We start from the raw sequence: 17,046 nt of genomic DNA on the forward strand, positions 1-17,046 counted from the left end.
TTTTGTTTCTATTTAAATCAAACAGGCGTTTAGATTAGAGGCAAAAATAGTCAGAGGTCAACAGGAAAATGAGAAATAGATCACATTCGTAAAGAGGCTATCATATTGTAAAATTTAGAATTTATACTCTAATTTCATCTTTGGCTAGAGGTTGTTTTCATGGCTCCCTTTGGCAGGATTTCGATGCTAAGGTTATGAAAAACCCCCGTTTACTTTGTGATTTTTTTTAAGCTTCTTCGACAAGAGCAGGGCTTAGAGTGGAAGCTTAGATTGGCCTGCCGGCCAGCTCTGAATGAGACCTGTATAAGTCATCGGATGAGTTGAATGTCTCTGATATTGAGTCGTCATGCTCCCGGGAGAGACTCCCGGGAGAGACTCCCGGGAGCGAATAGGGGGCTGATAAGAGATGGGCTAGCGGCAGCTGGCCAGGAAGATGGGGCCGAAGAAGTTAGTCTCCTGATAAACAGCCGTCTCACTGTGACCCACTTCGGAGACCGAAAATATGATCGGGCTCTGCGCGCCGGACAACATAAGCGGATTGGCCTTCACCGTAACCGGGTAGTCGAGCAGCTCTCCGGCCTTTATCACTAACTCCTGCTTCGCCGACAGCGTAAACAGCTCAGGGTTGTCGACAGAGAGGCGATAATAGCGGGTCTGCTGGGTCTTATTTCTGATCTTGAGTGTGTAGCTGTTCTCAACCATATCATCGGTTGTTTCACGATATAGTTGCTGCCTGTCACGTATGACATTGAGTTGAATATCGCTGCGGCCGTTCATATCTATGGCGATCACGATAAACATGATGACGGCGGCGATGCCATAGCCGATGAACTTAGTCGAGCCAAATATGGGCTTAGGCTTGCCCTTAAGGGCATTTTCACTGAAATAGCCGATAAGGTTCGGCCGATAGCCGAATATCTCCATGGTCTCATTACAGGCGTCGACACAGGCACCGCAGTTGATGCATTCGTACTGTAAGCCATTGCGGATGTCGATCCCTGTCGGGCAAACATCCACACACAGGTTACAATCGATACAGTCTCCGAGCTTGGTCTCCTGTTTACGCTTTCTGGGGCCGCGGCTCTCACCTCTGGCCGCATCATAGGTCACCGTCTTGGTATTGCCATCGAACATGGCAGACTGGAATCGGGCGTAGGGGCAGCAGTGCAGGCACATCTGTTCGCGCATCCAGCCGGCGTTGAGATAGGTACAAAGGGCAAAAAACCAGACCCAGGCGGATACCCAGAAGCTGGCATTGAAGGTGAAAATATCCAGGTAGAGTTCTCTTGCCGGAATAAAGTAGGCGATGAAGGCGCAACCTGTGATCACTGCGGCCAGCCCCCAAATCAGGTGTTTTGTGAGCCGTTTTAATAGCTTGTCCGTACTCCAGGGGGCTTTATCTAAGGCCAGGCGTTTAGTGCGGTTTCCTTCGACACGATTTTCAATCCAGGCGAACATGAAGGTCCAGGCAGTTTGCGGGCACAGATAACCACACCAGACACGACCCCAGAAAACGGTTACAAAAAAGAGCAGAAAAGCGGCGGCGATAAAGACCCATGCCAATACCGTGAAATCCTGTGGCCAGAGGCTGGTGCCGAAGAAAAAGAACTGCTGCGCTTCCAGGTCGAAAAGAATGGCTTGTCGGCCACCGTGGGTGATAAAGGGCAGTAGTAAAAACAGCAACACCAGTCCCGTATTCATTGTGGTGCGGATCTTCTGAAATCTCCCTTTCTGCTGTTTCATCTGGATCTTAGTGACACTTCGCTTGTCTGAAGGAGGCTGATCTACAGGGATCTGCTTGATCGCTATGGTGTTGCTTGATGTTTGGTATTCAGGTTTGCTTTTATTGTCTGGCATCTGACTTCTCTATATGGCACGAATTAGACTCTACACATGCGCAGATATAGCAAGGCTCAGGCCAACAGATATATTTTTTAACCGATTGAAAAGTGTGCTTTTTATATTTTTTGATTCTATATAGGGTCACGATATATCGCTTTGTGGCGATATATCGTGACCTGTAAGCTTTAGCCACTTAACAGAAGCTAAGGACTGTTTTTCAGCTATACAGGGCGGTTGATGTCGAGCTTCTTCATTCTGGATCTCAGGGTACTGGCCGGCAGCCCCAACCTGGCAGCGGCTCCGGTGGGGCCGGATATACGCCAATGGGTCTCCTGCAGAACCTGGCTGATATGATGTTTCTCCATGGTTGCCAGCGTCTGATCATCTGATTTTTTCACCCTCTTTTCCTGATCGCCTTGCGGACCAAGTTGTTGTGACAACTTCAGCACCTGGCTCTGAGTAAGAATCGATTCCCGCTCGATAACATTTTGCAGTTCACGCACATTGCCCGGCCAATTGTGTTGCATCAGTCTCTGCAGTCCCTTTTGGCTGACTCGGGTGATCTTCTTACCCAGTTTACGATTAAGCTCTTGAATGATATGGCTGACAAGCTCGGGGATATCGTCGAGCCTCTCTCTTAAGGGGGGCACGTAAATAGGGAATACGTTGAGGCGGTAGTAGAGATCCATGCGAAACAGCCCCTGTTCTACCCGCTTGAGCAGATCATGGTGAGTGGCAGTGATAAGCCTGATATCGACCTTGATGGTGTCGCTGCTGCCGACTCGCTCAAACTCCTGCTCCTGGATCACCCGCAGGAGTTTTGATTGTGCCTCCAGAGACAGCTCTGCTACCTCATCCAAAAACAGGGTGCCGCCATTCGCCAGTTCGAAACGTCCCTTACGGCGACTGGTCGCTCCGGTGTAAGCGCCTTTCTCATGGCCGAAGAGTTCACTCTCCAGCAGGCTGGAGGAGAAGGCGGCGCAGTTGACACAGACCAGGGGCTTGTCGGCACGATTGCTGAGTTTATGCAGGTTACGTGCGACCAACTCCTTGCCGGTCCCATTCTCGCCGCTGATCAATACGGTACTCTCGGTATTGGCAACTAATTTTATCTGCCCGATCAGCTGTTTTATTTGTGAGCTGGTGCCCGAGATCCCCACATCGCCGGTTTTGTCCGCCAGTTCCAGCTGCAGGTACTGATTCTCAGACGATAGCTTCTCAGACAGGGCCTGTACCTGCTGCAGAGCCTGTCTGAGCGACTGCTCTGTCTGCTTTTGTATGCTGATGTCGCGAAATATCGCGACCACACCTATGAGACGTCCCTCCTTATATACCGGTGTCGAGGTATAGTGCACGGGAAAGCTGGTGCCGTCCTTGCGCCAGAAAACCTCATGGCTTATCTCGCGGGCGATCCCATCTTTTAAGGTGTTATATATGGGGCACTCCTCCTTAGGATAATGGCTGCCATCCATGTGGCTATGATGATGACAATCATGGATATTTCTTCCTAGTAGCTCGGCGCTTTTCCACCCCGTCATGCGCTCGGCGGCGGGATTGATAAATACCGCGTTACCATCGAGATTAAATCCATATATCCCCTCGCTGACCGCATTGAGGATGAGTTGGTTTTCCGGGAGAAAGCCGTCATGGTCTGAGCTTGGGTGTAAATTAATGGCGGTCATAGGGCATCCAAAGAGTAGGTTATTGCCTTTAGTATAACGCTAAACTTCCTAATAACGAAATATCGTGCCTTTTTTGTATCGCTTGCAAATGCCGGACGCAGCTCTTACCATCCGGGACAGTTTACCGATGAACACAGATAGGGCTCTGAGCCCGCTTTCACTTTGATTTAGGGGTCTTATGAGTTTTACTGCCTGGCTAAGTTTATTGGCCATATGCTGCCTGGGGGCGATGTCGCCGGGCCCGAGTCTGGCTATGGTTGTGCGCCACACGCTTACCGGGGGACGTGGCAAAGGTATCCTCTGTGCCTGGGCGCACTCTATCGGCATTGGCTTGTATGCCCTTGTTACCTTGCTGGGACTCGCCGTCGTGCTTAAGCAGGCGCCTATGGTATTCAATGGTATTGCGATTATCGGTGCGCTTTATCTTGCCTGGATGGGGGTTAAGGCACTGGGCTCAAACGGCGGAATATCGGATAAGCTGGATGGCGGAAATGACTCAGACAGTGTTGCTGTAACCGATTCTGCGGCGGGTCACTCCAGAGCCGCCACACTGGCGGCGGCAAGGGATGGTTTAGCCATCTCACTGTTTAATCCTAAGATCATGTTGTTTTTCCTGGCACTGTTCAGTCAATTTGTTATGGCCGCCGACAGCCTGATTGGCCAGTCTCTCATCGTGTTTACGCCACTGGTGGTAGATGGACTCTGGTATACCTTTATCGCACTTATCCTGTCACACCCCTCGGTCCTGCCCAGACTCAGAGCCAAGGCGGCCATCATAGATAAACTCTCGGGTGTGGTGCTGATCTTGCTGGCTATCAGGGTTATCGTGACGATTTAGAATGCTTAGCTACGAGCTACGAGCTACGAGCTACGAGCTACGAGCTACGAGCTACGAGCTACGAGCTGAGATTTATGAGCCACGATATTTGCCCATACGCCGGATACAAAAATGCCATCGCAGTTAACTACTGCCGATGGCATTTTTTTAGCTTACAGCTTACAGCTTACAGCTTACAGCTTACAGCTTACAGCTTACAGCTTACAGCTTACAGCTTACAGCTTAGAACTTAGTTTTTAAGCAGGCTCTTCTGTCTTTTCCGCTTTAGATACCGGTGGATGCTTGATGTGATCATCCAGGTTATCGTTAAGCATATCTTTGTACTCTTTGGTGAACCACTCGAGTGCATTCTCTTTCTCTGCCGCAAGATCGGCTGATTTCAGTGCCGCCTCGAAAGCGTTGAAGCGCGAAGCTGCAAAACGCATTGCCGTGCCTACCTTGCTTACATCCTGCTCTTTAGCGCTTAATTCGTTTGCAAGGGCAATAAACTGATCGGCTAACTGAAAAATGGTGGTTTCTTTTCCCGCTTCTGACATGGTGCACTCACTCTGTAATAAATTTAAGTCTCCGGATTCTAACTTAAATTAGTCATTAATAAATCATTATTGTGAACTATATGGGATCTTTATCGCTATCGGTTACCAAGAACAAGGTTTCAGCTCTCACATTCTGAAAGCTGGAAACGAGGACATATGATGATGGTACTGCAGCTGAAATGACGACGGCCATAGGCCTGTTGCTTCGCAGACGGCTTCGCCTATCCGACATCAACTTCGTGATTATGTGAAGTGCAGGGGGTCTGCCATTACCGGTGCGAACCATTCTATATGTAGGAGCGGCTTTAGCCGCGAATGTGTATAAGGCCACGAGTTTCGAGCTGCGAGTCTCGCCCTTTTCTTACAACTTAAAACTTAAAACTTAAAACTTACAGCTTACAGCTTACAGCTTGCAGTTTACAACTTTCTTTTACTTTCCATGGGCTTACGGCTTTCTTTGCCCTGTTTAGGTCTCCGGATCTGAGTCTGTGATAACCGTGCCGTCGCGGGAGTCATAATAGATGGAGAGCGTCGGCAGCTCATTGAAAAAGTATCTGCACTGATCCGGGCTGATATAGGTCGCTCTATAGACAGAATCGGCCACATCGGCAGAGGTGGATACCTTAGGTGCATCGAGTAATACGGTGCGCCACACTGACATGCAGTCGTTGGTATTGTTAAGGCGTGGACTCGCCTCGAAAGGCGGGTAATTCTAAGCCGGCCAACCCCATAGGTTGATATCCAGTTGACCGCTACTGCCGGTATCATACACCTGAAGGTTATCGACCGGGCCTGAATGTCCCTTCGATGCCCACTTCACATTGGCCAGTTTTATGCCCGCGGCAAAGGCGCCACCTGTGCCCTCGACCGTCGATACTTGAGCGTCCAGCTTGATGTTCACAAACTTAGGCAAGGCGATAACCGCCAGTAATCCCAGCACGATAATCACGATGACCAGCTCGATTAAGGTAAAGCCGGAGGCGCGTTGTGTTGCCGGGTAGTTGTTGCTCATTGTGTCATCCATGGAAGTGATTACCGGGAGAGCGATATAAGCTCAGCCTCTTTTTGGCGCATATGTTAGCTTTTATTTCAGTAAGTTAAAACCACTTTAACTGTTGGGATCAGAGTCGATAGTGACACTGCCGTCGAGGGAGTTATAGGTGATGCTCAGATTGGTGTTGGCCGAGTAATCGTAGCGGCAGTTGTTCGAAAAGAGGTAGTTAGCCTTGTAGTCGGTGTCATCGCTGCTGCCGGCTGCAGATACGCTGGGCTCGTCGCCTTCGAAAATGGTTTCCCAGACAGAGATACAATCATCTGTGTTGTCGAGTTTCGGTGAATCGCCTTCTGAATCTGCGATCCCCCAGTGCTGGGCAGGCCAGCCATTATCGTTAAAGTCCAACTCACCCTCAGTCGCGGTACCGAAAACGGGAAGGTCATCGGCGGGGCCCGAGCCTACGCGGGTGGCCCAGACGGCTCTGGCCAGATTGATGCCCGACTTGAATGCTCCTCCCGTCCCCTTAACCGTGGATACATGGGCGTCCTGAGAGACATTGATAAACTTGGGCAGGGCGACGACAGAGAGTATTCCGAGTATAATGATCACCACTACAAGCTCAATCAGAGTAAAGCCTTCTGTTTTTGCGATGGAAGAGGTGTGTGAGCCAGAATACATATGTGTGTGAAACCTTTGGTTATTTGATCCGGGTATAGTAACACTTTATAGCGCCGTATAATCTGAGCCGGGTCCATTATTTGTACTTATCTGTTATTAGCCTTGTTACAGCTCTTGTCATTGCTCCTGTAATAATTGTGGTAGTAACAGACTCGTCTGTCGAATATACACGTCTGTTTTGGTGCGGGTTATTTGAGCCCTGTTATTTCAGGGATTGGCTAATTTAAAAATTGTTAATGAGGGGTATATGCTAGAGCATTCGAACTGGGGTTCATTTATTGAGGCTGAAAAGCAGCAGGACTACTACAACCAACTTCAGACATTTGTCTCTGCCGAGCGAGCCAGCGGTAAGGCTATTTTCCCCCCCAGGGATGAGGTGTTCAGCGCATTCGATCTTACGCCTTTAAACAGAGTCAGAGTCGTTATCATAGGTCAGGACCCCTACCATGGCCCGGACCAGGCCCATGGCCTCTGTTTCTCGGTTAAGCATGGTGTTAAGACGCCCCCCTCGTTGGTTAATATGTATAAGGAGCTCGCCGATGATATCGATGGGTTTGTTATTCCAAACCACGGGCATCTGTCGAGCTGGGCGGAGCAGGGGGTGTTGATGCTCAATACCGTGTTGACCGTAGAGCAGGGTAAGGCTCACTCACACGCAAAGTCGGGTTGGGAAACCTTTACCACCCATGCATTACAGTTACTGAACCAACAGGAGACACCGATAGTCTTCATTCTGTGGGGCGCTCACGCCATTAAAAAGGGCAAGGTGATCACCGCACCTCAGCATCATGTGCTATCGGGCCCCCACCCCTCGCCGCTGTCCGCTTATCGGGGCTTCTTCGGTTGCAAACATTTCTCCAAAACCAATGCCTTGCTGACATCACTGGGGAGTGAGCCTATCATCTGGCAGGTGTGATTTTTACTAAGCGATAGCTGTCGGCAAGGGCGCCTGTGATGCGCTCTCCCGCCCTGTCCAGCATAAATAACTGATTCTCACCGACCAGAAACTGCTTGCCGGCCTCCTCGTCGGCAGCCTCCGGCTTCAGTGTGATCTTGCTGCCGCTCCGGTTCCACTCAAACCTTCCCTGCTCGATAAAGGGCTTATCGCTTTTGCCAAGGTAGACCGACTCCAGAATGTAACTGTTATCGCGTTTGAGGGTCAGCAGGGTCTTGATCCCCTCGCAGCTCGCACATGGGGTGATACCCGAATAGCTGCCATCCCAGTCGAGAGCATTCTGGCTGTTATCCCCAAGGGGAAGCTGTGACGCCTGCGCTGGCTCTGTGCTGGTTTTTAGCTCCGGAACCTGTGTCGAACAGGCCGTAGCGCCTAATGCCAGCAGTGCCAGAACAGCCAGCTTAGTGTGTGCAATACATTGAATTTTCATCCTATTCCTTATCTTTTTAGATCTCGCTATGGTTCCTCGCAACTCGCAACTCGCAACTCGCAACTAGAACCTGGAACCTAGAACTTCAGCACCCGTGTCGGTGTGACTATCACAGGCAGGGGCACATCCCAGTGCTCGCTGTCGAGCGAGTCAACCTGCTGGCAATCATGGGCAAAACCTATGGGATAAGGTTTACCTGTTTTGTGCCAATTGGCCAGGGTTCTGTCATAGAAGCCGCCACCCATCCCCATTCTGGCGCCGGTGTTGTCGAACGCCACTAAGGGGGTGACAACGGCGTCGAGCTCATGAGGTAATATCATTCTGGTGATATCTAATATCGGTTCGCGGATCTTGAGCACGTTTTCTACGAGCGTCGTCTCGGGTGTGTAGGCGAAGAAGAGCAGATTGCCTCTACAGAAAGGGTGAAGCCGCGGCAGATAGAGATTAACCCCTGCATCCCAAAGCGCCTGTATCAGGGGAGCTGTATCCAGCTCACCATCATTGGTCAGGTAGAGGGCAACATGACGCGCACCTCTGGTTTGCACCTGTTGCAGTAGACGCTGGCTGGCACTGGAAGCAAACAGGCGTTGCTGAGGCTCACTGATACTGCGCCGGGCTTTGCGCACACTTTGCCTTATCTGTTGTCGCGCTTGCTTAATCTGATCGCTGCATTGGTATCGAGTTTTCACATCTCCTCCTAGGTTGCGCTCAGTGTATACTGGCTAAGTTACGGCTGGCAAGGCGGGCTGAATGTGTGCAACCAGGCATAAAAAAACGGGTTAAGGGGTTAGCGTGCTGGTGCAAAACCCTCAACCCGTTTTATTAACGCGTGTATGTTTTAGTCCATCTTCATCGATTTCATCAGTACAGCACTGTTGTAATCGGCAACCGCCGTTTTTGACTTTAACCAGAAGCTGCGTCGGGTCAAGCTGTAGCTAAACAGCAACGACAGTAGCGCAATCTCAAGGATATTGGCCCCGATGAACTGCATCGCTGGGTTGAGAACATGGCCTAAACCTTCGATATAGTTTTTCGCCTCGGGCAGTATCCCCATGGATTGATCCAGTGTCATCATCACTATCTGTAGCCCCAAGTAAACAGCGGCTGCGGCAATTAAGCCTAGGGGTTTTAGGTACCACTTTTTAGGCTTAGCAAAGCCCCAAGGCAGTAGATAAAAACAGAGGAACACCGAGCCCCCGACGAGGGCGTGGCCCAACGCCGTTGAGCTCTGTAGCAGATGCTGCACGTTGAAGTAGAGGCTAAACAGCACGTGGGGAAGCAGGAAGGTCGCCAATAGCGCTATCAGCATGTAGAGCTTGTTGTTGAGTCGGCGCCAACTAAGCCGCTTAACCCCTTGATAGCAGAGGTAATGTAGGCCGAGCAACATCGGGTAGTTGGCGAGTGCAGGCAGACCGAATAGGCCAAATTCTAAGGTGAGCAGTGCCCAGAAGAAGTGGGGATAACGCATCAAGCCCATGCGCTCGTCGGTCATCTCGGCAAACTGTGGGAACGCCAGCGCGATCAGCAGGCTGAGCATGAAAAACAGGAAGCCAAACTTCATCAATGCAGCCAGCATCTTGGGAACAATCCCTTTGACACTCTTTTTCTTCAGCTGGGTGACTAAGGTATCGTAGTTGGTCATCACGGCGTTTTTAATCTCGCTTGAGACCCAGTTTTCTTTGAGCAGCGCCGACGCGCTGTTATTGGTTTGGCTGACAATAATACTGTTGATGGCTGGCGTGGCTAGGGCCTGGGTATCATCATCCTTGTTACCCGCGCCGAGTCGCTTAGCTACGCTCCAGACGGCTGGGTCATACACACCGCCACCATCATGGGTTTGGTTATGTTTACCAGCGAAACAGAGGTGGGTGTTAACTTTATCCAGTGTGGCAGTGTATTGTAGGGTCTGCAGGGTGGCGCTAAAGGCATAAACAAAGGTACAACCTTCAAGATCACCTTTGACATCCTGTTCGGTCACGTTCTCGACTTCATTGATGATATTCAGGCCTTCGTTCTTAACAAAGTCCTGGGTCCAGCTATGGTAGTCGTTGCTATCGAATTGCCAGCGGGTTGCGCGCGTGGCATCACCGTCGATGGTATAGCTGTAGTAGAGGTAGCCGCCGCCCTTACAGGTTGAACAGATACGATAGCCACTGCCGCTGCAGCTGGAACAGGTTTGATCGCCACTGCCCCAGCATGAGGAGCAGGATTCGGTGGTGTAGACGGTTCGTTGGGTATAGCTGTCATATTTCGACACCTCTTTTCGCCCACGGCCATAACAGGAGTTACAGTCGGTTTTGCCTCGTCCACTGCAGCTGTGGCAGGTATTTTGGCCTGAACCATAGCAGGTATCACAGGTTTCACTTCCCACATAGCGGTCGGGAGCCGAACCGAGATCTTGGCTTCGCAGTAGGAACTTTTGCCGAATGTCATCATCGAGCATCTTTTTAAAGCGGGCGTTAAACAGTGAGTCTCGTCCACTGACGTACTCTTTAGCCGCATCATGGGCTGCACTGTTGGCTTGAGAGCGGCTGCCACAGTTCACGCCCGATGGGTTATAGGCGCCGTGGGAGTGTGCGCCAACGCCAATCTCGATGCGCCAGCCAAAGGTGAAGCTTAATTGAGGCGACTTGCTCTGCTCATCACTTAATACAACCGGCACATCTACGCCAGTGAGTTTCTTGCCATTCTTGCGAACAAAGCTCTGAAAATGTTCTAATTTATTCAAGTTATCTTCCTATTCCACTATAACTTTATTAAAAACTGAGTGTTATCTTCACTCAGGTAGACATCCTGTCTGACACTGGCGTGACCCGGTGCGTTGACCTTTATATCGTAGCGGCCTGCGGGTAAGCGCATTCCAGCACGGTATTTGGGCTTGATATTCATCACTGCTATGGTGGCATTGGCCACGTTGGTGTTGATGGTTAATGGCAGCAGTAGCTTCTTCGGTGTCTTTTGCTCCGCCTTAGGGGCTGTGTGCTCCGGCATCAGCGCAAGATCGAAACGGTTCAACGGTGCGCTAATGGCATGGAAACCGCTGGTGATCTTTAGCTGCTGGTCAATCGCCGCGCCGATGGGCTGCACTAGTGGCTGGGTGGTGAGCAGCCAACGCAAGGCAAAGGAGATTACGGCGGAATCGTTCTTCTCCATCTGTTCAAAGAAGTAGTTGGTTGCCGAATCCTTCATGGTGTAGTGGTTGCCTCCCAAGGACATCGGCACCACAAAGATAGCGGCAATCAACACTGCGGTGGTGGCCGGCTTTATCCAGCCTTTGCTCGTTACTGCTGTGGTAGTGCTGGCGCGTTTGGCTTGCACCAATTCAACCGCCTTAATCGGTAACTTCAGCACTGTGAGCAGCACCAGCGCCAAGCTGATCGACATCGAGATCGGCGGAATAATGGTGGCTCTAAGTGCCGATTTCCCCGCATGTTCGAATGCGCCGCCATCGGCAAACTCCACCTTTTGCGCCTCTAGCACATTGAGGTATTCGGTGGTTTTACGCTGAATATTGGGTTCAATGATCTGTTGTTTAAATTGACGGTTATTCCAGTCGGCCAAGGTAGGCTTCACATACAGCTCCTTCATCTTAGCCTTAATACGCTGCTGCACATCACTGTGGCGCTGGAACTGAGCCCAGCTGAGGTTAGGTGCCATATTGAGCCCTTTTTTGGCGATACCACTGCGCCATTGGGCATCGGCTTGTTGGCGAACCTTTTTCGCCACCGCTTGGTCAAAGCTGGATCTGTTTGTGATAGACCAATTTGCAGGCAGGTTGAGCCCCTTTTGCTTCAGCTTTTTATTAACCTTAACACTGGTTAGCTCATGGACGCGGAAACGATGAATCGAGTCGATTCCAAGCGGGTAGCCACCGGACTCTTTGATAAACTCTGGCTCCATCTTCACCATCAACACCCGTTTGTAGTGGTTGACATCGTCGGTGAACACCATGCGATGGTCTTTAAAGCCGGCATCACCACCGGTCACAGCATCGGCCGCCTGCATGGCGGTAAACAGGCCTAGGGTCATCACGCCGGCAATCAGTGAATTACCAATATTTTCAGTGGTAGAGATCTCTTCACGGATCAACCAGTCATTGGGTGGAATGTAGGGGATGCTGTACTTGGCGATCTCGCGGTCATAGCCCTGCTGCAGCCGCTCAAAGCAGCGGTCGCGGCTCGCTCCTGGCTTTCGGTCTGCGCATTTGTTGCGTCGCTCGAAGTAGTCCACCAGTTTAGGTGCCAGCTTTTGCGCCCGGCTCTCTACCCGCGCCTCATAGGCTTTAACACCGCTTTGGTACTGCTGCCAGCCCTGCTTCACCTGATTTTGGGTCTCTAACCAATGCTCGTCTGCACGCGCTGGGGCACTGGCGAGTGCATCATTGTATTTCGCCGAGCTTTTATGGTACTCAGTGTAGTGCTGCCGCAGTTGTTGGCGAAACTGGTCATAATCTTGGTAGTGGCTGTCGAAGCTGGACATGGCGCGGTCTCGGACAAATTTTTCCATGATCATCCGCTTCTTCTGCTTAATGTCGCTCACCAGCTTGTCATCGGCGTAGACCAAGCCACCAAAGACCGAGAGAAAGGTTTTCTCGGTGGCGCTGTGGGCCTTGCTCGGATCGTATTCGATCCCCTCAAACTGGATCGATTTTTCGATAAGAGCACTGCGTAATACCTGCGATAGGTAGGCTTGTTGGCGCTCCTCACTGCTGGAGGCATCGATAATAAAATGATCCACCAACCACTTCTGGCCGAAAAAGACCGCGGGCCATACAAGTACGGCGATAAGGGTAAAGTAACCCACTGCGCGTCCAACATGGGCCACCTGTTTCCCCTTCAGTAGCAGGTCGGCCAGCAGTAGGGTGACACCAATACCACTGATGGTTCGGCCAAACAGCTCCACCGCACGCAGATCCTCCTCACTGGAGTTGCGTCCTCCAGCAACTTCGGTCAGCGCGGCATTAAATACCGCTTCGGGAAACAGGTACACCACCGAGCAGATGAACATGGTCAACATCCACCAAAACGGCTTACCTGTGATCGCAATTTGTGTGTCACGTTGCTTCTGTTTCGCTTGCTTTGCCGCTTGGCTGCGCTGTTGCTTCTGCTCTTTTTGCAGTGCTTTATTGGCACTGGCTAGCTTCTGTTGCGTGGGGTCATCATTGAGCAGTTGGGTGGCAAATGGGCTCTGTTTGTTATCGTTCATCTTTGTTACTTGGCAGCGTTAAAATAATGGTGTTAGTGGAGCGTGTCTCGATGGTCTCATCGACAATGGTTGGAAACATGGGGGTCGCGGTGGTTTTGGCCTTAGGGGTCTCCACGACTGTGGTTTGTCTGGCGTTGATCGCTTTTAGTCCTGAGTTCAGTGAGATGTAATAGCCCTCGTGTTGATAGCCAAGCATCTGCTGAAACTGATCAAAGTCTGCGTCGGCGGGCAGCGCTTCAATATAGCGGCCAACTGCTGACAGCGCGTGATAATTTCCTTTAGGTTTGGCTGGGCTAAACAGTTGCTGGCAGATCTTAAAGGGAGTGGCATCAACGATGGCGCCATGGGGCAGGCTTGCGCGTGATAGTCGTAGTAGCTGTGACTGATGGTACTCACTGCCGTTGATGGAGTAGGTGTAGGTCTTCATGCCAAAATCCTCGGCATAACGCTTCACCTTTTTGTGCTGCATATAGCTGCGAATATCCAGATGCAATCCGCTGTTGCGTCCCAGCTTACGCACAAGATTGGTAACCCCCTTGCTGGAGGCGTAGTTCTTATAACGGGAACGGTAACGTTTGGTGCCATATTTACCGACAAACTCCAGTTTGTTCTGGTTATCGAGGTAGTAGGCATCGTTTTTTACGCCACGACGCAGATCTCGCTGCAACAGCTCAACACTTGTGGGATGGGCGCCCTGAACAAAACCAAGGTAGGTGGTCGGGTTGATGCCGCGCAGCTTTTCAAGGGTATCGAGATCGGCGCTAGAGTAGTAGAAGTGTCCTTGGCCCACCAGTTGCCGCAGCATGTTGTCCAGCTCGACCAGCTTCTGGCCATAGGTATCTGACTTGATCTCGACATTGAGCTTCTGTCCTGGGCTGCGATAGGCGACAAAGGTTTGGAACGCTTCATAGGCGGTGATGGGACGAATATCCAGCAGGTCGTGGCTTTGCTTATTGCGTAGTTTCAGTTGAGCAAACTGGTTTAGCTTCATCTTCTCAACTTTATAACGTTGGCCGGTATAGTGTACCGTTGCGCGGCCGGTATATTTATCGTGATGGTTGACCCAGGTGCCATCTTTTAGCAGCATCACATCGATCTCGACACTGTTGTAGTTATCGTTGAGCGCCGCTGCGATGGCTAGATTGCTGCTTTCTGGTTGGCGGTAATCGCCGCGGTGAGCCGCAATATCGATGGGACATTGGCGGGTTGACTGCATCTTGATGTTGCCGTTTTGATTCAAATAGAGGTTTCTGTCCCCCAGTGCCAGTTGAATATCGACAATATCATCACCAGTGATTTTAACATCGGCAGGATAGTGGCTTAACACTGCAGGTATCTTGGTGATTTGTGCTTTACTGTCAGGTTCTGGGGTGGATTTACAACCAGAAATAAGGGTGAGAATAGTGAAAACGAGTAGCGGTAGCTGATATGACTTCCATGTTAAACTTGTCATGTATCCTGATTGCAAGTTGTTAATTGTAAGGGGTTTATACTGGATTGGATCATAAACTGCAACCGTTTAAGTTAGGGGGTTGTCAATTTTTTGACCTCAAAGGTGAAACGCTTGTAAATTAGTTAGTTGGTCGCTTGAAAAGTCACCAGCAATGCTGTGATTGGTGCCAAAATGCGCACCGCAGTCTATTCATCTCAGCTACTTCTGTCTGCTAGCAGTATTGGCGAGGATCATCTGGTACAAAAAAGCCACTGCTGTAATTAACAGTGGCTTTCTTATTTGGAATGCTCCCCAAAATACCCTTGCCGCCACTCTCTGTTATAAAGAGTGCCCTTGAACCATAGGCTTTTTTTGAAAGAAGGGGTCAAGGCGGGGGAGTTGCTGATTGGTTTAAGTGTTAGATACAAAAAAGCCATCACTTGTCAGTGATGGCTTGGTTGCTTCAACCTAAGTTGAATTTGGAATGCTCCCCAAAATACCGTTACTGGAGTAGCTCCTTGAACTATAAATGTTTCAGGGCGGGTATGTTGTTCGTTTTAATCCCATAAAATTCAGACATAAAAAAGCCACTGTCTTAATTAACAGTGGCTTTCTTATTTGGAATGCTCCCCAAAATACCGTTGCCGGCGTAAGCCCTTGAACCGTAGGTTCAAGGCGGGTAAATGATTATATCCTAAGGCTTCTCGATACGAGCCGAGCTTGCACAATGTCAATAAAGCATTCACCCTGGGTTTGTAAATATCGGCACAGGGACATTGCCGACTGACGCATATACCAGGGAGCAAAACTGGTTATCGGGTTCACTCTTAAAGCGGGCGGACACCGAGTTAAAACAATCTATATCTATAGTTTAATCGTCTTTTGTCGAACGCTCAACGAGTGCGTTCTCTAAAGTTGATTGAAGCAAACCGATTTTATCATCCATCTGCTGAATATAATCTTGATTCTTCTGCTGTTCTTCCAACAACTCATAACCAATATTCAAGGCTGCCATAATGGCAATTTCTTCGCGACTCAAATTGTTGGTTCGGGTTTTCAGTGAACTCAACTGTTTTTCGAGGTTTTGTGCCACGTGCTGCAATGCCTCCTCTTGTCCTTGCGGGCAAGCGATAGAGTATGTACGGCCTAATAAGCTAATTTCAATAGCGTGGCTACTCATGACGCAAAGGGTCCTCTCTTCTGGCTCTTGAGCGGACTATATCGGTCTGTCTGGCAAAGTGCAACATGAGGAAGCGCTAAGATGCTCCATATTAGATTAAATGTTGTTTAGATAACCTAAAGCTGAATAGATAACGCCCAGTTTCCAAGAAAAGCCGCTAAGATGCTCCAGATTGGCTAGTTTCAAAACGGTTTGTTTAGATAACCAAATAGCGCATGAAAAGCGCATGAATAAAGGGAGAAGAGTCAATGGCATGGGTGATAGCGGTAAGCAAAGAAGCTATAAGCGGTAAGTTGTAAGTGATAAGTAAGAGCAACAACAGCAACAGCAACAGCAGGGTGAGGACGCTCGGAGCGCTTTTATGTAGGAGCGGCTTTAGCCGCGAATGTTTAGGTGGCGAGGTTCTAGCCACGAGGTAAAAGCTTTAGCTCGTGGCCTTGATAGCTTTATCTTGTACTTACAGCTTAAAACTTACGACTTAAAACTCTCTTCGCTCTGTCTTGAACTTACAACTTATCACTTCCTTTAGCGCCTCTGGATACAAAAGCGTTCCGATGTCGGTGTTGTGCATCGCTTTTCTTGGTCGAACGTCTCACTTCTGCTAGCATGTGTACCAGTATTTTTTGCTTTCGGACACAGTTATGGCTACCCCTCCATCTTTACGTATAGACAACTTAATGGCTGCATTAGATGCGGCAGAAATTGGTCAGCAACCGGTTGAGGTCCACGGTGCGCTGGTGGGCTTGATTTGCGGCGGTGTCGAGCAGTCAAGAAGAGAGTGGAATAGTGCATTTCTCGAGTTGATCAATGATGGTCAGCCGCTGCCGGAAACTCTGCAGCAACTCATCGATGAACTCTACAAGGATACGCTGACAAGACTGTCGGATATCGATTTTGGCTTTACTCCTATGCTGCCTGAAGAGGAGGAGCCCCTGGCCAAGCGTGTCGAGGCTCTCTCCCTGTGGGTGCAAAGCTTCCTTACCGGTATCGCGATCGTCCAGCCAAAGCTGAACAAGGCATCGGGTGATGTGCAGGAGGTCATAAAAGATCTTGCCGAGATCGCCCTGGTCGAATTCGATGTCGCCGATGATGAAGAGTCCGAAGCCGCGTATATGGAGCTGATGGAGTTCTCTAAGATGGCGGCCTTGCTCTGCTACTCAGAGTTCGGTCCCGAGCCCTCAGATCCAGATGAGACTATTATCCACTAGCCGAGTTGAGGCGCGATAGAAGTAAAACAGATTTTGTCGTGCCTCGCTTATCGTACTGTGCTTAGT

The 17,046-nt window shown here is 50.1% G+C and carries 13 protein-coding genes, 1 other RNA gene and 1 pseudogene; 3 read left to right on the plus strand and 12 right to left on the minus strand.

Features of this window, described 5'->3' with window-relative positions:
- Positions 1-411 precede the first annotated feature (411 nt).
- The gene (gene ccoG, locus Q1B47_RS10875; protein ID WP_299793065.1) at positions 412-1,857 is read right to left on the minus strand and encodes a cytochrome c oxidase accessory protein CcoG; all 1,446 of its coding nucleotides are present in this window, start codon (positions 1,855-1,857) and stop codon (positions 412-414) included.
- Between the two features lie 206 nt (positions 1,858-2,063).
- Positions 2,064-3,524 carry a sigma 54-interacting transcriptional regulator gene (locus tag Q1B47_RS10880; protein ID WP_299793068.1) on the minus strand — a complete coding sequence of 487 codons (1,461 nt, stop codon included), beginning with the start codon at positions 3,522-3,524 and terminating at the stop codon, positions 2,064-2,066.
- A 178-nt stretch (positions 3,525-3,702) separates the two neighbouring features.
- Here Q1B47_RS10880 and Q1B47_RS10885 point away from each other — a divergent pair, with 178 nt between their 5' ends.
- Entirely contained in the window at positions 3,703-4,362 is a 660-nt protein-coding gene (locus tag Q1B47_RS10885; RefSeq protein WP_299793071.1) for a LysE family translocator, read from the plus strand.
- Between the two features lie 236 nt (positions 4,363-4,598).
- Here Q1B47_RS10885 and Q1B47_RS10890 read toward each other — a convergent pair whose 3' ends face one another.
- From Q1B47_RS10890 to Q1B47_RS10900, 3 genes and pseudogenes are all read right to left on the minus strand, one after another.
- A complete protein-coding gene (locus Q1B47_RS10890) occupies positions 4,599-4,898 on the minus strand; it encodes a DUF3144 domain-containing protein (RefSeq protein ID WP_299793074.1) in 300 nt (99 codons plus the stop codon).
- A gap of 466 nt (positions 4,899-5,364) precedes the next feature.
- Positions 5,365-5,922, minus strand: a pseudogene (locus Q1B47_RS10895) (type II secretion system protein).
- A gap of 84 nt (positions 5,923-6,006) precedes the next feature.
- Positions 6,007-6,570 (minus strand): type II secretion system protein, encoded by a 564-nt coding sequence (locus Q1B47_RS10900; RefSeq protein WP_299793076.1) that lies wholly within the window; start codon positions 6,568-6,570, stop codon positions 6,007-6,009.
- 247 nt (positions 6,571-6,817) lie between these two features.
- Between Q1B47_RS10900 and ung the strand changes: the two genes are divergently transcribed.
- Positions 6,818-7,486, plus strand: coding sequence for a uracil-DNA glycosylase (gene ung, locus Q1B47_RS10905; RefSeq protein WP_299793079.1), 669 nt, complete (start codon positions 6,818-6,820; stop codon positions 7,484-7,486).
- Here the strand turns inward: ung and Q1B47_RS10910 are convergent.
- The 7 genes from Q1B47_RS10910 to zapA form a co-directional block, all read right to left on the minus strand.
- Positions 7,470-7,955 carry a copper resistance protein NlpE gene (locus tag Q1B47_RS10910; protein WP_299793082.1) on the minus strand — a complete coding sequence of 162 codons (486 nt, stop codon included), beginning with the start codon at positions 7,953-7,955 and terminating at the stop codon, positions 7,470-7,472. The genes ung and Q1B47_RS10910 overlap by 17 nt on opposite strands.
- Positions 7,956-8,032: 77 nt before the next feature.
- Positions 8,033-8,644, minus strand: a complete 612-nt coding sequence (locus tag Q1B47_RS10915) for a 5-formyltetrahydrofolate cyclo-ligase (protein ID WP_299793085.1) — start codon at positions 8,642-8,644, stop codon at positions 8,033-8,035.
- 149 nt (positions 8,645-8,793) lie between these two features.
- Positions 8,794-10,683 carry a zinc finger-like domain-containing protein gene (locus tag Q1B47_RS10920; protein ID WP_299793087.1) on the minus strand — a complete coding sequence of 630 codons (1,890 nt, stop codon included), beginning with the start codon at positions 10,681-10,683 and terminating at the stop codon, positions 8,794-8,796.
- A 17-nt stretch (positions 10,684-10,700) separates the two neighbouring features.
- Positions 10,701-13,160, minus strand: coding sequence for a hypothetical protein (locus tag Q1B47_RS10925; protein ID WP_299793090.1), 2,460 nt, complete (start codon positions 13,158-13,160; stop codon positions 10,701-10,703).
- Positions 13,150-14,613, minus strand: a complete 1,464-nt coding sequence (locus tag Q1B47_RS10930) for a glycerophosphodiester phosphodiesterase family protein (protein ID WP_299793093.1) — start codon at positions 14,611-14,613, stop codon at positions 13,150-13,152. Before Q1B47_RS10930 ends, Q1B47_RS10925 begins: the two co-directional genes overlap by 11 nt.
- Positions 14,614-15,215: 602 nt before the next feature.
- Positions 15,216-15,397: non-coding RNA, 6S RNA (gene ssrS / locus Q1B47_RS10935), on the minus strand.
- Positions 15,398-15,463: 66 nt separating this feature from the next.
- Entirely contained in the window at positions 15,464-15,772 is a 309-nt protein-coding gene (gene zapA / locus Q1B47_RS10940) for a cell division protein ZapA (protein WP_299793096.1), read from the minus strand.
- A gap of 641 nt (positions 15,773-16,413) precedes the next feature.
- Between zapA and Q1B47_RS10945 the strand changes: the two genes are divergently transcribed.
- Positions 16,414-16,980, plus strand: a complete 567-nt coding sequence (locus Q1B47_RS10945; RefSeq protein WP_299793099.1) for a UPF0149 family protein — start codon at positions 16,414-16,416, stop codon at positions 16,978-16,980.
- The last annotated feature ends 66 nt before the right edge of the window (positions 16,981-17,046 follow it).

It is taken from the genome of uncultured Shewanella sp., from assembly GCF_947501225.1.
Classification (GTDB): Bacteria; Pseudomonadota; Gammaproteobacteria; order Enterobacterales; family Shewanellaceae; genus Shewanella.

Bases quoted from the DNA above. Each gene is read 5' to 3' on its own strand.
- ccoG (WP_299793065.1), bottom strand. From the start codon at position 1,857: ATGCCAGACAATAAAAGCAAACCTGAATACCAAACATCAAGCAACACC.
- Q1B47_RS10880 (WP_299793068.1), bottom strand. From the start codon at position 3,524: ATGACCGCCATTAATTTACACCCAAGCTCAGACCATGACGGCTTTCTC.
- Q1B47_RS10885 (WP_299793071.1), top strand. From the start codon at position 3,703: ATGAGTTTTACTGCCTGGCTAAGTTTATTGGCCATATGCTGCCTGGGG.
- Q1B47_RS10890 (WP_299793074.1), bottom strand. From the start codon at position 4,898: ATGTCAGAAGCGGGAAAAGAAACCACCATTTTTCAGTTAGCCGATCAG.
- Q1B47_RS10900 (WP_299793076.1), bottom strand. From the start codon at position 6,570: ATGTATTCTGGCTCACACACCTCTTCCATCGCAAAAACAGAAGGCTTT.
- ung (WP_299793079.1), top strand. From the start codon at position 6,818: ATGCTAGAGCATTCGAACTGGGGTTCATTTATTGAGGCTGAAAAGCAG.
- Q1B47_RS10910 (WP_299793082.1), bottom strand. From the start codon at position 7,955: ATGAAAATTCAATGTATTGCACACACTAAGCTGGCTGTTCTGGCACTG.
- Q1B47_RS10925 (WP_299793090.1), bottom strand. From the start codon at position 13,160: ATGAACGATAACAAACAGAGCCCATTTGCCACCCAACTGCTCAATGAT.
- Q1B47_RS10930 (WP_299793093.1), bottom strand. From the start codon at position 14,613: ATGACAAGTTTAACATGGAAGTCATATCAGCTACCGCTACTCGTTTTC.
- zapA (WP_299793096.1), bottom strand. From the start codon at position 15,772: ATGAGTAGCCACGCTATTGAAATTAGCTTATTAGGCCGTACATACTCT.
- Q1B47_RS10945 (WP_299793099.1), top strand. From the start codon at position 16,414: ATGGCTACCCCTCCATCTTTACGTATAGACAACTTAATGGCTGCATTA.